13 protein-coding genes are annotated in these 13149 nt (G+C 53.6%); 8 read left to right on the forward strand and 5 right to left on the reverse strand.

Annotated elements, in window-relative coordinates; genetic code table 11:
- The first annotated feature begins 56 nt into the window (after nucleotides 1–56).
- Genes ACZ51B_RS01855 through ACZ51B_RS01865 form a run of 3 tightly spaced genes read left to right on the forward strand, consistent with a single transcriptional unit; the run spans nucleotide 57 to nucleotide 3688 of the window.
- A complete protein-coding gene (locus ACZ51B_RS01855) occupies nucleotides 57–851 on the forward strand; it encodes a fumarylacetoacetate hydrolase family protein (RefSeq protein ID WP_464295530.1) in 795 nt (264 codons plus the stop codon).
- Nucleotides 848–2080, forward strand: a complete 1233-nt coding sequence (locus ACZ51B_RS01860; RefSeq protein ID WP_464295531.1) for a M16 family metallopeptidase — start codon at nucleotides 848–850, stop codon at nucleotides 2078–2080. Before ACZ51B_RS01855 ends, ACZ51B_RS01860 begins: the two co-directional genes overlap by 4 nt.
- Nucleotides 2081–3688 carry a GAF domain-containing protein gene (locus ACZ51B_RS01865; RefSeq protein ID WP_464295532.1) on the forward strand — a complete coding sequence of 536 codons (1608 nt, stop codon included), beginning with the start codon at nucleotides 2081–2083 and terminating at the stop codon, nucleotides 3686–3688.
- Nucleotides 3689–3951: 263 nt separating this feature from the next.
- On the opposite strand, the gene ACZ51B_RS01870 is transcribed toward ACZ51B_RS01865, so the two are convergent.
- Nucleotides 3952–4815 carry an exosortase-dependent surface protein XDP2 gene (locus ACZ51B_RS01870; protein ID WP_464295533.1) on the reverse strand — a complete coding sequence of 288 codons (864 nt, stop codon included), beginning with the start codon at nucleotides 4813–4815 and terminating at the stop codon, nucleotides 3952–3954.
- A gap of 268 nt (nucleotides 4816–5083) precedes the next feature.
- Here ACZ51B_RS01870 and ACZ51B_RS01875 point away from each other — a divergent pair, with 268 nt between their 5' ends.
- The 4 genes from ACZ51B_RS01875 to ACZ51B_RS01890 are packed head-to-tail and all read left to right on the forward strand — an operon-like array spanning nucleotide 5084 to nucleotide 7986.
- Nucleotides 5084–5968, forward strand: coding sequence for a prepilin-type N-terminal cleavage/methylation domain-containing protein (locus ACZ51B_RS01875; protein WP_464295534.1), 885 nt, complete (start codon nucleotides 5084–5086; stop codon nucleotides 5966–5968).
- Nucleotides 5968–6258: a hypothetical protein gene (locus ACZ51B_RS01880; RefSeq protein ID WP_464295535.1), complete on the forward strand. Its 291-nt coding sequence runs from the start codon at nucleotides 5968–5970 to the stop codon at nucleotides 6256–6258. The genes ACZ51B_RS01875 and ACZ51B_RS01880 overlap by 1 nt, the downstream gene beginning before the upstream one ends.
- Complete coding sequence (locus ACZ51B_RS01885) at nucleotides 6255–6596, forward strand: hypothetical protein (protein ID WP_464295536.1); 342 nt, start codon at nucleotides 6255–6257, stop codon at nucleotides 6594–6596. The genes ACZ51B_RS01880 and ACZ51B_RS01885 overlap by 4 nt, the downstream gene beginning before the upstream one ends.
- Entirely contained in the window at nucleotides 6586–7986 is a 1401-nt protein-coding gene (locus ACZ51B_RS01890; protein WP_464295537.1) for a TlpA family protein disulfide reductase, read from the forward strand. The genes ACZ51B_RS01885 and ACZ51B_RS01890 overlap by 11 nt, the downstream gene beginning before the upstream one ends.
- A gap of 293 nt (nucleotides 7987–8279) precedes the next feature.
- Here the strand turns inward: ACZ51B_RS01890 and ACZ51B_RS01895 are convergent, their stop codons facing one another.
- The 4 genes from ACZ51B_RS01895 to ACZ51B_RS01910 form a co-directional block, all read right to left on the reverse strand.
- Nucleotides 8280–8651, reverse strand: coding sequence for an endonuclease domain-containing protein (locus ACZ51B_RS01895; protein ID WP_464295538.1), 372 nt, complete (start codon nucleotides 8649–8651; stop codon nucleotides 8280–8282).
- A 237-nt stretch (nucleotides 8652–8888) separates the two neighbouring features.
- The gene (dnaK, locus tag ACZ51B_RS01900; protein ID WP_464295539.1) at nucleotides 8889–10790 is read right to left on the reverse strand and encodes a molecular chaperone DnaK; all 1902 of its coding nucleotides are present in this window, start codon (nucleotides 10788–10790) and stop codon (nucleotides 8889–8891) included.
- A gap of 132 nt (nucleotides 10791–10922) precedes the next feature.
- Nucleotides 10923–11405 carry a hypothetical protein gene (locus ACZ51B_RS01905; RefSeq protein WP_464295540.1) on the reverse strand — a complete coding sequence of 161 codons (483 nt, stop codon included), beginning with the start codon at nucleotides 11403–11405 and terminating at the stop codon, nucleotides 10923–10925.
- Nucleotides 11406–11413: 8 nt separating this feature from the next.
- Entirely contained in the window at nucleotides 11414–11755 is a 342-nt protein-coding gene (locus ACZ51B_RS01910) for a P-II family nitrogen regulator (RefSeq protein WP_464295541.1), read from the reverse strand.
- Between the two features lie 205 nt (nucleotides 11756–11960).
- On the opposite strand from ACZ51B_RS01910, the gene ACZ51B_RS01915 reads away from it, so the two are divergent.
- The gene (locus tag ACZ51B_RS01915) at nucleotides 11961–13142 is read left to right on the forward strand and encodes a sensor histidine kinase (protein WP_464295542.1); all 1182 of its coding nucleotides are present in this window, start codon (nucleotides 11961–11963) and stop codon (nucleotides 13140–13142) included.
- The last annotated feature ends 7 nt before the right edge of the window (nucleotides 13143–13149 follow it).

Here is a 13149-nt window from a genome sequence, read left to right on the forward strand (position 1 = left end):
TATGGTACGCCTAAAATGCGATCACCCCAAGGGGATGGGAGAGGTACCCTTACGTTGTGAAGCTTTGCCGTTTCGAGCTAAAGGCTGAACCAGGTCGCGCCCGTTCAGGCATGGTTTTTGCAGGAAAGATCTACGAAACCGATGGCGGAAACGCGGTCGGTGTTCATGAGGCGCAAGACGTTCGTCCACTGGCCCCTATTCCTCAAGCTGGAAGTCTGAGGATTTTCCGGACGGATAGGCAACCACCGCTGGACTATGGCGATCCTCGCCCCAGTTTTTTCTACGGAAACCCTGCGTCGCTGGTTGGTCCTAGCCAGATTATCAATCATCCGGGATATCGTTCCCGCCTGAGTTTTGAGACTTATGTGGCCGCTGTTTTGGTTGGCACGGGTTACCGGGTGGATGTGACGGATGCGGATGAGTTGATCTTAGGCATCACATTGATGACTCTGCTCGTAGATAAGGGGGCAGAGGATGAGGACCGGGCGGCGGGTAGTGGGTATGGACGATCGCACGACTTGGGTGGTGCTATTGGTCCGGTATTGACCACGCCTGATGAGATTGCCGACGATATCTCGGATAACGAGTTTGGCGCCAAGTATTTGCTGAGCACTGTGGCCCGTGTGAACGGGTTGGAGCAGGCTCGCGGTAACCTGGACGACCTTCCGTTCACGCTTGCTCAGGCGATTAGTGCTGCGAGCCAGACCTGTACGGTTAAAGAAGGCGACATTTTTGCGATTGGCCCTATTGTTGAAGTGGACGAAGAGATTTTGCTGGAAGGCGACTCTGAAGTTCAGCTTTCGATTGATAAACTCGGCACCCTTTCCCTTAAGCTTGCACAAGATCTATGAGCACTATTAATAAGTTCACTCTCGACAACGGAGTACGCGTTCTGGTTGAGCCGGTGGGCCACGTTCGTTCGGCAGCGATTGGCCTCTGGTGTAAAACCGGCAGCCGCCATGAGTTGGATAACGAGGCGGGCATTACTCACCTGATTGAGCACATGTTGTTCAAGGGGACTCAGAGCCGGACGGCGCGGGAGATTGCGGAGTCGATAGAGGGTCGTGGCGGTGCGTTGAATGCGTTTACCGATAAAGAGGCGACCTGTTATTACTGCCGAGTGTTGGCGGATGATGCGGAGAACGGTATTGACGTTCTTTCCGACATGATGCTGCACTCTTTGATTGATCCTGACGAGTTGGCTCGTGAGAGTAAGGTTGTTTTGGAAGAGATCAAGCGGTCGGAGGATGAGCCGAGTGACCATGTGCATGATTTGCACTTGCAGAATCGATGGGGGAATCATGCTTTGGGCAAGCCGATTATTGGCACCCCTGAGTCGGTTTCCTCGTTCCGTCGAGAAGATATTGTCCGCTACATGGAGCGCCAGTACCGCGCTGAGAACGTGCTCCTTTCTGTGGCGGGCAATGTCGATCCGGAGTTGGTGAAGGCGGCGGCTTCTAAGGTGCTTGGGAACATTCCATCTTCGTTTACGGATCATCAGCCGACTCGGCCTGCGGGCAAGAGCAGCAAGAACGAGGTTGCTAAGGATGTTGAGCAGGTTCATTTCTGCATCGGCACGGATGGGACTTCGATTTATGACGACGAGGTTTACACCTTGGCGGTTTTGGATGCGGCTTTGGGTGGAAGCATGTCTTCCCGGCTTTTCCAGGAGATTCGCGAGAAGCGCGGGTTGGTTTATGCCGTTGGCAGCTATACGCTGAGCTATGGGGCTGGTGGGGCGTTTACCGTTTATGGCGGTACGAGTCCGGAGCATTGGTCGCTGGTTCAGGACTTGGTGAAGCAGGAGTTTGACAAGGTTAAGGCTGAAGGTTTGGACTCGGAAGAGATGAAGCGGACCAAGCAGCATATGTACGGAAATCTGGTTCTTGGGCTTGAGGGTATGAGCAGCCGGATGATGCGGATGAGCCGTAATGAGCTTCATCACAAGCGGGATATTCCTGTGGAGGAGACTCTGGCTAAGATTGAGGCTGTGACCAACGACAAGATCGTGGCGCTTGCTTCGCGGATCTTCCAGGATGACCTGATTAGCACCACGGCGATTGGCCCATTCGAGGGATAAATGGCTGGAATCGACCAAGGCACATACAAGGCACTTCTCACCGCGCTGGGCGAGTGTAAGACTAAGGACGAGGTCCTAGCGGAGCTTTCAGGGATCTGGTGTAAGGCTGTCAGCGCTGACTCGTGCGATATTTTGATGCGCGAGTCTGGGGATGGCTTGGTCTTGCGCGCTAGCACGATTGTTCCAGAGATGAACAATCGGCTTCGGCTTGGGCGTGGTGTGGGGCTTTGTGGGATGGCCTTGCTTGAGGAGCATCCGATTTACATTCCGAAGGATGCTCAGAAGCAGGAGAAGTTTGCCAAGTATCCGGGGGTCGAGTATACGGAGTGTGAGTCTTTGGCTGTGCTGCCTTTGGCTCACGAGGGGATGGTGCCTTTTGGGGTGGTTTTGGTTCGGCGTGGGACCAAGTGGCGGTTTACGGCGGGTCAGAAGCAGTTGCTTCAGGACATGGCTGATATTACGGCACTGGGGATCAAGGCTTATCACACCACGTTCCAGGCTGGTGCTCAGAGTAACCGTTTGGGGGCTTTGAGTGAGGTTTCTAAGACGATTGCTACCAGCCCTTATCTTGAGGAGATTCTGCAGCTGTTGGTGAACTTGACGGCTCAACAGTTTAACTATCGGGTTTGTACGGTTCGGTTGTTGGATGAGAATCGGGGCGAGTTGGTGCTTCGGGCGACTCAGGCTCCGGCGAAGGCTTATCAGCGGAAGCGTGCGATCAAGTTAGGTGAGAGCATTGCGGGTCGTGCGATTGATGAGAACAAGCCGCAGATTGTGCGGGATGTTCAGGACTCGGACGACTATATTGGGCACGACTTGGCTGCTGAGCAGGGTCTGCGGAGCATGATTTGTATTCCGTTGATGTTGCAGGATCGGCCCGTGGGTGTTTTGAGCTGCTACACGAGCGAGGTCCATGAGTTTGGTCCGGATGAGATCAAGGCTCTAGAGACGCTGGCGAAGCAGGCTGCGTTCTCGATTGAGCATGCGAAGCTTCAGGTTCGCAGTACTTTGATGCAGGAGATGCATCACCGGGTGAAGAACAATTTGCAGCAGATCGCTTCCCTGCTTCGGTTGCAGATGCGGATGAGTCGGTATACGTCTTTGGAAGAGGCGTTGAACGACACGCTATCGCGGATTTTGGCCATTGCTACGGTTCATGATCTTTTGAGTCGGGATGACTTGGATCATGTTGGGGTTCGGAGCATTGCGGAGACGCTGGTGCATCACCAGCAGGCTTCTTTGATGTTGCCGGATACTCGGATCTCGTTCTTGGTGCGTGGTGAGGATGTGACTCTGAGCATGAACCAGGCGACTCAGTTGGCGCTGGTTCTGAATGAGCTGATCTCCAATGCTGTGGAGCACGGGTTTAAGAATACGAAGGAAGGCGAGATTCACGTGACCGTTGAGGCGACGGATGAGGAGATTTCGGTTTGGGTTTCCAACAGTGGCGATTCTTTGCCGGAGACATTTGATCCTTCCGTGGCGAGCCATTTGGGGCTGAAGATTGTGGATAACCTTGCTCGGGCTCTCGGGGGGCGGTTCCGGATGTCGGACGTCCTTGGGTGGACGGTGGCTGAAGTTAAATTCCCTCGCGCTTCCGGGGAGTAGGGCTGTCCTCGGGTCTGGAGATGCTGCATTTGTTGCTTGCTGTTTCTTATCTGAAGGCTTTCCTTAGTCGCGGAGAAAATCAGGGTCTCGGAGGCTTTTGGCTTGGGCGTTTGGTTCGGGTTGTTTGGTAGGTTGTCCACCCTCACCCCGGCCCTCTCCCTCGGGGACGAAGGAGAGGGAGTCTGACGTCGTTGGTGGGTTGCCGGACTCTCCTATCCCAACCCTTTCCTCTCCGGGAGGAAAGGAAAGGGCTCGGAGGGTGGTTATTTGGTCGCGGATTTGCGGCGGCGGATTAGTCCTAGGGTGCCTAGGGCTAGGGCGGCCATGGAGGCTGGTTCTGGGACTGCTTGGGTGGAGGCGATGCCTACGATGTCTGGGCCGTTGAAGCTGTTTTGGGCAACGAAGCGGAAGCCGTAGATGTTGTTCATTCCGAGGCTGCTTACGTTGAGGCCTAGGCCGTAGACGTCTTGTGCTCCACCGATTTCTTGGGTGTCGATGGCGAAGCCGGCTTTGGTGTTCACTGAGTTTGAACTGTAGCTGGAGAAGGTGTTGAGATCGATGAAGTTGGCGGATGCGTGGCCCAGTTGGTCTAGACCGTAGACTCGGATCTTGCTGTTGCCGCCGCGCTCTAGGAGCATGAGTTGGGGGGCATTGGCTGCTTTGATGTACTTGCCGTTGCCGTACATGAGGTCCATGGAGTAGGACTGGCCGTCTTCGCCGTCGATGATCCAGTTTAGGTTCTTCTTGCCGTTTGCTCCACCTTCGAAGACTTCTTTGAGGGTTCCTTTGGTGCTTACTTGGGTTGATTGGCCTGCGTAGAAGGACGCGCTGTCGCCTCGGTCTGGGTTACCGCTCATGGCTCCGCCGGTTTCGGTTCCGATGGTGGAGTTCCAGCCGTAGGTTCCTTTGTTGTTGGTGAGTGAGCCGTTGTGCCACTGTTGGAAGCTGGATGCTCCGAAGGTGGTGCTGCCGGACGTCCAGCCGTTGTTCACGAAAATGTCGTGCTTTGTGTCGGTGTAGAAAAGACTGTTGGGCTTTGCGGTGATTCCGCTAACGGTTGGTGTTGCGGCTGCGAACGCTGGGACTGCCAAGACTGCTACAAGTAAATTCCTTTTTGTGTTGCTCATTTCTCTCTCCTGGTGCGGGTGAAGCAATCTTTGTTGCATCAAGAAGTGAGCCAAGTTGTTGGGGTGAACAGAATCCTGGTTCAGATTGCAGGTGTCTGACCCCACCTTCATTTGTTCAGTGGAGAGCCGGTTTTTCCAAATGAAATAGCATTACAATGACAAAATCGGTTCGTGTAGTTTATTTAGTTGATCAACTATTAACTTTTGAGTTCAATTAAACGCATAATCTCCCTCTAAGGAACCGGGCACACGTCGCTCGGGAAATGAAATGATCTCTAGAAAAGCTTTTACACTTATTGAACTTCTTGTAGTTATTGCGATCATTGCGATCCTGGCGGCGATCCTCTTCCCTGTTTTTGCTCAGGCGAAGGCTGCTGCCAAGGCGACGGCTGGGCTTTCTAATCAGAAGCAGGTTGGGTTGTCTTGGATTATGTATGCGGGAGATTCGGATGACCAGACTCCTCCTGGTGCCCGGGGATTTAGCATCACGGAGTTGACCTTCCAGAGCTGGTGGTCTACTTATTACCTTCCCAGCTACTCGATCAATCCTGCCAAAGCCGACACTTATGATGCGACTGGGACTGTGTCGCCTTATATCAAGAGCGAGGGGATCACTCATGATCCGCAGGTGAATTTGAAGCAGCCTTCTTTCTGGTACATCCCTTTCGGTGTGAATGGGTCGATTTACGCACTTCCGTTCAGCAGCAAGGGTGGCCCACGTTTCACACCTTTGGACTTTGGCGTTAATCCGAACGCGATTAAGTCCAGCTTGACAGAGTTCTCTCAGCCTGCTGAGACGATTCTGTTTAGCGATGCTGCTTACTTTGATGCGAGCAGTGGAACGGTGGCTGAGACGAGCGTGAGCGACGGTAACTTCCGTGGCAACACGGGCTTTGACAAGTACACGCTTCCGTTTGCTCATGCTCGGAAGTCTGGTCGGGCGAATGTGGCTTGGGTGGACGGTCATGCGAAGAGTGCTGTGGTGACCCCTCATGACTATGATTACTATGCTGCTACGGCCGCACAGTTGAAGACACTGGGGCTTGGGGACATCTTGAAGCCGGGTGCATCGCCTAGTGATCCGACCACACGCTACTACTACTATGCGAAGAGCGGTGCGATTTCGACCGCTGCTGGAGCTTTGGTTAAGTAATGGCAAAGGGATTGCTTTTGGGGTTGGCTGTGCTGGCCCTTGCTCTTGCTGGTGGGTGCTCTGGGGGAGCACCTTCCACTTCTGTTACTCCGCTTTCTAAAGCCGAGATTGGTAAGCGGATTGACAAGGCTCTGACTGAGTTCGAGTCTGCACCTGCGGATCAGCGTGCTTCCCTTCAGGGGTCGCTTGCAGTTGATGTGCAGACGAACGGCACTGAAGAGCAGAAACAGCGATTTGAAAAGTTGGCTGGATCTTCTCCAGCTCAATTCCAGGGTGAAGTTAACAAGTGAAACAGGCGGCTGTGGTTGCGGGTCTGATCTCCGTTGTTGGACTTAGCATTTTCATCGCTAGCCGTTTTATGCCCTCTGATATTCCTTTATCTGTTACGCCACTTCCGAAAGCTGAAATCCAGCGCCGTCTTGCTAAGGCGCTGGATGAACTTGAAACGGTCGAGTCTCCTGCGGACCGATCTTACATTGCCAATGCCATCCAGAGAGAGATGGGGACGAGTGGGACTCCGGAGCTTCGCGCACGTTTTGCAAGAATATTGTCTAAGAGGCCGAAGCAGAACAGTCCCCACCTTGATACAATCTCCACAACACCAAGTGAAAATAAAAATGAAAACTAAGAACGCCTCTTACAGCACCGCGGCATTGCTCGCATTGGCAATGGCCTTCCAGGCCAGTGGTCAGGTTGCAGCTCGACCTATTGGTATCAAGCCTGCCGGAGTTGCTGGAAATGCTCCAGGCGGGAGCATTGTTAAGGCGAGCCTTGAGCTCGTGCCGAATGTCTTGAACATGGAGTTCTTAAAGAAGAACCGACTTGGCTACATCCCAAGTGCTGTTAGTCTTGTTGAGACGAAGCCAGCTGGAATATTGAAGGAGCCAGCCTATCGTGGCAAGCCTTTGTACGGAGCGTTTGTAGCTGGGAATGGCCCTAAGAGTGTCACTTACTTTGCCATTGATGAGATCAAGGGGCAGAAGGGGCGCATCTATGTGGACCTGAATCAGAACGGTGACCTGACGGACGACGGCAGCCCAGAGTGGGACGAAAGCCGTGAGACGGATGGCATTACAAGCTACAACAAGTCGATTTCGCTGCATGCTTCTTACGGGACTCCTGTTCAGGAGCAAGAGTCGGGGACTTACAGTCTGTTTGCGTACAAGCGCGATGGCGACACCCGATTGGGCTTTACGAAGACTGCTGTTCGGTCTGGGAAGGTGCAGATCGGGGATAAGACCTACTCCATTCTTCTTGCTGAGAACACTGGCGATGGGATCTTTACCGTGGCGAAGCACACAGACCGAACACGCAGACCGGTCGATCTGTTTATCGATGTTGACGGAGACGGTTCTTATTCGGGCGCTAAGACTCAGGTTGATGGGAAGGATGCTTTTCAGACCGAGCATTTCCGCATCGACACGCCGTTCTTCCTAGGTGGTAAGTGGTGGGATGCATCTCCTTCTGCGAGCGGAAGCGAGCTTTTGCTGTTGCCTTCCGAGGCTCCTGGGAAGGTGGCATCGGGTCAGGGCGCACCCACTCCATCATTGAAGTTGGCGGCGAACGGAACCCTTGCGCCTGACTTCGTTGCGCAGGCACCTGATGGGAAGCCGCTTAAGCTGAGTGACTTCAAGGGGAAGGTTGTTCTTCTTGATTTCTGGGCTACCTGGTGCGGACCTTGCCAGGCTTCGATGCCTGGTCTGCAGAAGATTTACGACCAGGTTAAGTCGAAGGGTGTTGTGGTGCTGAGCTTGAACGTGTTTGATGCGAAGGCTCCGTTTGATGCTTGGATTGAGAAGAACTCGGGCACCAAGTACAGCTTCACCTTTGCTTTTGACAAGGCTGGGCATGATCAGGCTACGAGCATTGCGGCGTCTAAGTTTGGGGTGTCTGGGATTCCGACGATGTTTGTGATTGATAAGGATGGGAAGATCCATCAGTCGATTGTCGGTTCGGGTAACGAAGCGGCGATTGTGAAGGCTCTTGGTGAGCTTGGGATCTCCGCGAAGGCTGATTAGTTCTTTTTGCCCCCGCGGTGACGCGGGGGCTTTTTTGTGTTCGTTTATGGGTTCCGATATCCTTTCTGGCATGTTTGCACCTGTCGGATCGGAGGACCATGACTTGTTCAAAGGTGATGAAGCGCAGCTGTTCGCGGCGGTTGACAAGGTAATCGGGTTCTCTATTCCGAGCCCTTTACTCTGGGCGATAAAAAGATCTTGGAGTCGAGGTTCCGGGTGCTTACTACGCAACCGGACTCTCCTAACCCAACCCTTTCCTCTCCGGGAGGAAAGGAAAGGGCTCGGAGTGGAGGTTATTGGTTTGGGGATCTGGAGGCGCAGGCTCTTTTTACTTCTTGAAGCCAATAGGTGTAGCGGTCTTCATCTTTGTTGAACAGATCCAGGGATGGAATTCGGATTGTTTGGATTCCGAGTTCGTTGAGGTATGCGTCTCGCTTTAAGTCTTGCAATGCGCGTTCGGCGTGTTGTTCTCCGTCTATTTCGATGCAAAGCTTGGCAGCTGGAACATAGAAGTCGAGGACATAGGGGCCGATTGGGACTTGCCTTCTAAATCTGTAGCCGAGTCTGTCTCGACGGACTGCTTCCCAGAACCATTGCTCGCTCACACTCATTTCTGATCTGAGCTTGCGGGCACGCTGTTTTGCTCCATCCGTTTTGTTGAGCATCTATGGGCTTTAGGTTACGGAGTTGGGTGGGAAGTTGGCAAGTACTTAGTCCTTTTGCCCTGGGTTTCGGTATGGATTGGTGGCTTGCTAGGCAGCCGGACTCTCGTATCACAACCCGTGTCCTCTCGGGGACGAAAAAATCTCGGAGTGGAGGTTCCTGGTGCTTAGTAGGCAACCGGACTCTCCTATCCCAACCCTTTCCTCTCGCGGACGAAAGGAAAGGGCTCGGAGTGGGGGTTATTTTTCTTCTTTGAACTCGGCGTCTATGACGTCTTCGTTCTTGGAGGTTGCTGCTTCGCCTGGCTGTTCGCTGGCGTCTGCTGCTGCGGCGCTCTTTTGGTAGAGCTTCTCGCTGATCTTGTGGAACTCGCTTTCCAGGGCGTTGTAGGCTGCCTGAATTTCGTCTTCGTCTGAACCGGTGACGGCCTTTCGGACGGCTTCGATTTTTTCGGTGACGCTTTGGCGGGTTGCTTCGTCGACGTCGTTCTCGTCGAGTTCTTTCAGCGACTTTTCGGAGCTTAGGGCTAGGCTTTCGGCTTTGTTCTTGAGCTCGATGAGTTCTTGTGCCTTGCGGTCAGCTTCGGCGTTCATCTCGGCTTCGTGGACCATTCGCTCGATTTCGTCTCGATTGAGGTTGCCGCTGCCGGAGATGGTGATGCTTTGCTTGGAGCCTGTTCCCTTCTCTTGCGCGCTGACGTTTAGGATTCCGTTCTTATCGATGTCGAAGGTGACTTCGATTTGTGGAACGCGGGCTGGTGCGGGTGGAATTCCGGCTAGGTGGAATCGGCCGAGGCTCTTGTTGTCGCGTGCCATTGGTCGCTCGCCTTGCAGAATGTGAATCTCTACTTCTGGCTGGTTGTCTGCAGCTGTCGTGTAGATTCGGCTTCGCTTGGTAGGGATCGTGGTGTTGCGGTCGATGAGCTTGTCGAAGATTCCGCCTTGGGTTTCTACGCCTAGGCCGAGTGGGGTGACGTCTACAAGGACGATGTCCTTACCGAAGTCTCCGGCGATGATTCCAGCCTGGATGGCTGCGCCGACTGCAACGACTTCGTCTGGGTTTACGGATCGGTTTGGTTCCTTACCAGTTAGCTTTCGGACCAGTTCTTGGACCTGAGGCATTCGGCTGGAGCCACCGACCATGACGACTTCTTTAATATCGTCGGCTTCGATTTTGGCGTCTTTGAGAGCCTGCTCGAACGGACCCTTGATGCGCTCCATGAGACCGCTGGTGAGGTCTTCGAACTTGGCTCTTGTGAGGGAGAGATCGAGGTGCTTTGGCTCGTTATCAACTGCCGTGATGTAGGGCAGGTTGATTTGAGTGGACATCTGCGTGGAGAGTTCGATCTTGGCGCGCTCGGCTGCTTCTCGGAGTCGCTGTACGGCGGCTTTGTCCTTGAGGAGGTCGACGCCTTGATCTTTCTTGAACTCGGATGCGAGCCAGTCTACGATCATGTTGTCGAAGTCATCTCCACCTAGGTGGCTGTCGCCTGCGGTGGACTCTACTTGGAAGACGCCTTCGCCAACGTCGAGGATGGAGACGTCGAAGGTACCGCCACCCAGGTCGAATACGAGGATCTTCTCTTCGGTCTTCTTGTCGAGACCGTATGCGAGTGCTGCAGCGGTTGGCTCGTTGAGGATTCGGAGGACGTTGAGTCCTGCGATCTCGCCGGCGTTCTTTGTGGCTGTTCGCTGGCTGTCGTTGAAGTAGGCCGGTACGGTTATGACTGCCTGGTCAACGGTTTCGCCGAGGTATGCCTCAGCGTCTGTCTTGAGCTTCTGAAGGATCATTGCGGAGATCTCTTCAGGGGTGTAGTCCTTATCTAGGGCAGGTACGTGCGCGACGACCTGGTTGTTCTTGCCCGATTTGATCTTGTATCCGATGCGTGACTGCTCGGAGGCGACCTCGGACATGGTGTGGCCCATGAATCGCTTGATCGAGTAGATCGTGTTGTCTGGGTTCACGACAGACTGTCGCTTTGCGGTGATACCGACGAGACGCTCGCCGTTGTTTTTGAAGCCTACAACGCTGGGGCAGGTGCGTGATCCCTCAGCTGTTGCGATGACAACAGCTTCGCCACCTTCCATTACTGCGACTACCGAGTTGGTAGTTCCAAGGTCAATTCCTACTGTTTTTCCCATTTTCCTCTTTAATTCTTATATTCCTGGAAGCAAAAGACTTGAGTCCCTTGCACTCACATTAGAATGATACAGATATTGTACACGATAAGTTCCAGCAGAATGGGACTTCCGGGGGGTTCGGGAGCACGAATCTTAGGCGTCTAGTTCGGAGATTCCGGAGACCCAGAGTTGTTGGTAGTCGTCGGGATCTTCTACGAGCTCGGCGGTTACGGGGGAATCGAGCATGGATAACCAGCGGGTTTCTAGTTCGGATTCGTCTCGGACGATACGGTCGTAGCTCTCTTCATAGAAGGGTGAGTAGCGTTCGCCGGTCTTTTTGATGATCTGTCTTCCGACTTTTGCCTTGGCTTTTTCGATGATGTTCGAAAGTTCGTAGGGTTGGCCGTCGGGGGCTTCTTTGACTTTGAACATCATCTCTGTGGCTTCTGGGAGGATACAGAGGATGAGAAGATCCCAACGTTTGCCGTCGGGTCTGATGAGGGAGCGGAGGAGTAGGGTTCTTTCGCCATCATCGAGTGGGCGACGATGGCGGAAGGTGACGTAGTAGGTGACGTCGTCTGCCCGCCAGTGAGGCAGGCGACCACGCCACATTGAGAAGTTTTTGAACTGTGCCACTGATGGGTCTAGCTTAGGGCGGCGTCTCCGCGTTCGCCTGTGCGGATTCGGATTGCTTCGATGACTTCGCTGATGAAGATTTTGCCATCGCCTATCTCGCCGGTTTGTGCTGCGGTGGAGATTGCTTCGATGGCGTCGTCTAGTTCTTCATCTTTTACGTAGACTTCGATTCGCATTTTGGGGAGGAGGTTGACTGCGTAGGTACTTCCTCGATACTTATCTGTTCTGCCTAGTTGTCTGCCGTAGCCGCGAATTTGTTCACAGCTCATGCCTCGGATGCCTGCACCCTCTAGGGCTTCTTTGACCTCTTCGAGTTTGTTGACTCGAATGAATGCTTCGACTCTTTTCATACTGCCTATTCTGATTAGAGACGTCTGATCGGCGCTTAACGGCGCAGGATGAAACCTTAACATAAGAAGATTGAGTCTTACCGGTTAGGTTCAACGTCATTAGAACGTGCTTAGTCGAGCGACGAACTGGGCAACCGGGCTTTGTTATGTGTCAGCGGCCTGCATGGCTTGTCTGGCTGTTGCCGTTTTTTCCGGAGTTCTGAGGATGAACTCGGGATGGATTCTTGTGGCCGGAGCTGCGATTTTTGTGGCGAGTGCTCTGAAGCTTCATAGTCTTCTTTCTGAGATTCAGGACGAGGTTTCTGAGAACCATTCGAATCGCGAGTTGTTGTTGGCGCAGGTTGAGGAGCAGCGGCGGGCGATTGACGCGCTTGCAGATGGTCTTGAGGTCGCGGTTTTTATCTGCGACGATCGTGCGTCGATCATCTATGCCAACCGCAGGGCCAGCGAGATGTTTGGTCACGACCATCTGGTTGGTAAGAACGTTTTGGCGATTACGCTTTCTTATGATCTTGAGCAGCTCGTTCGGACGGTGAGTCGGGACGGTGGTTCTTTGCGGCAGGAGATCGGTTTTACGTACCCTCAGGAGCGGGTGGGGCTTGCGAAGGCTTGGAGCAGCGAGAGTTCGGGGCGGGTGTTTCTCTCGATTTACGAGATCACGGATTTGCGTCGGCTAGAGAGGGTTCGGCAGGACTTTGTGGCGAATGTGTCTCATGAGCTGCGGACGCCTCTGACTGTGATTCGGGCTTACGCCGAGACTTTGTTGGACGAGGATCCTCCTGAGTTGGAGAGTCTTCAGCGGTATCTTCCCCGCGTGATCAGTGAGGTGGATCGGTTGTCGACGATTACTCAGGATCTGTTGATTTTGAGTGCTGCGGAGTCGAATCCGGTTCGGAAGCAGTCTTGTGACCTTTCTGATGTGTTTCGGTCTGTGCTTCAGCAGTTGACTTTGAAGGCTGAGGACAAGGGGTTGAAGCTGGAGTTTACGGGGCCTCAGCATGTGATTATTGAGGCGAACACTGCGCAGATGACGCAGGTTGCTTTGAATCTGGTGGACAACGCGATTAACTACACGACTCAAGGAAAGGTTTGTGTGGAGATGCGGCCTGAGGGTGATCTTGTGATTGTTCAGGTGAAGGACACGGGTATTGGGATTGCGAGTGAGTACATCAGCCGGATTTTTGAGCGGTTTTATCGGGTGGATAAAGGCCGGAGTCGGAATACGGGTGGCACTGGGCTGGGGCTGAGCATTGTGAAGCACATTGTGGAGGCTCACGGTGGTGCGGTGGCTGTTGAGAGTTCGCTCAATCGGGGTTCTACGTTTACGGTTCGGCTTCCGGTTGGAAGTGTTTCTGCACCAGCCCAGGACCTTTCGGCGTCCTCTTGATTCTCCT

The sequence above is a fragment of the Fimbriimonas sp. LA-C6 genome, from assembly GCF_055398105.1.

What these genes read in the sequence shown, in the direction of transcription:
- dnaK (WP_464295539.1), bottom strand. Translation starts at nt 10,790, where the DNA reads ATGGGAAAAACAGTAGGAATTGACCTTGGAACTACCAACTCGGTAGTC.
- ACZ51B_RS01865 (WP_464295532.1), top strand. Translation starts at nt 2,081, where the DNA reads ATGGCTGGAATCGACCAAGGCACATACAAGGCACTTCTCACCGCGCTG.
- ACZ51B_RS01880 (WP_464295535.1), top strand. Translation starts at nt 5,968, where the DNA reads ATGGCAAAGGGATTGCTTTTGGGGTTGGCTGTGCTGGCCCTTGCTCTT.
- ACZ51B_RS01860 (WP_464295531.1), top strand. Translation starts at nt 848, where the DNA reads ATGAGCACTATTAATAAGTTCACTCTCGACAACGGAGTACGCGTTCTG.
- ACZ51B_RS01915 (WP_464295542.1), top strand. Translation starts at nt 11,961, where the DNA reads ATGAACTCGGGATGGATTCTTGTGGCCGGAGCTGCGATTTTTGTGGCG.
- ACZ51B_RS01910 (WP_464295541.1), bottom strand. Translation starts at nt 11,755, where the DNA reads ATGAAAAGAGTCGAAGCATTCATTCGAGTCAACAAACTCGAAGAGGTC.
- ACZ51B_RS01875 (WP_464295534.1), top strand. Translation starts at nt 5,084, where the DNA reads ATGATCTCTAGAAAAGCTTTTACACTTATTGAACTTCTTGTAGTTATT.
- ACZ51B_RS01890 (WP_464295537.1), top strand. Translation starts at nt 6,586, where the DNA reads ATGAAAACTAAGAACGCCTCTTACAGCACCGCGGCATTGCTCGCATTG.
- ACZ51B_RS01895 (WP_464295538.1), bottom strand. Translation starts at nt 8,651, where the DNA reads ATGCTCAACAAAACGGATGGAGCAAAACAGCGTGCCCGCAAGCTCAGA.
- ACZ51B_RS01870 (WP_464295533.1), bottom strand. Translation starts at nt 4,815, where the DNA reads ATGAGCAACACAAAAAGGAATTTACTTGTAGCAGTCTTGGCAGTCCCA.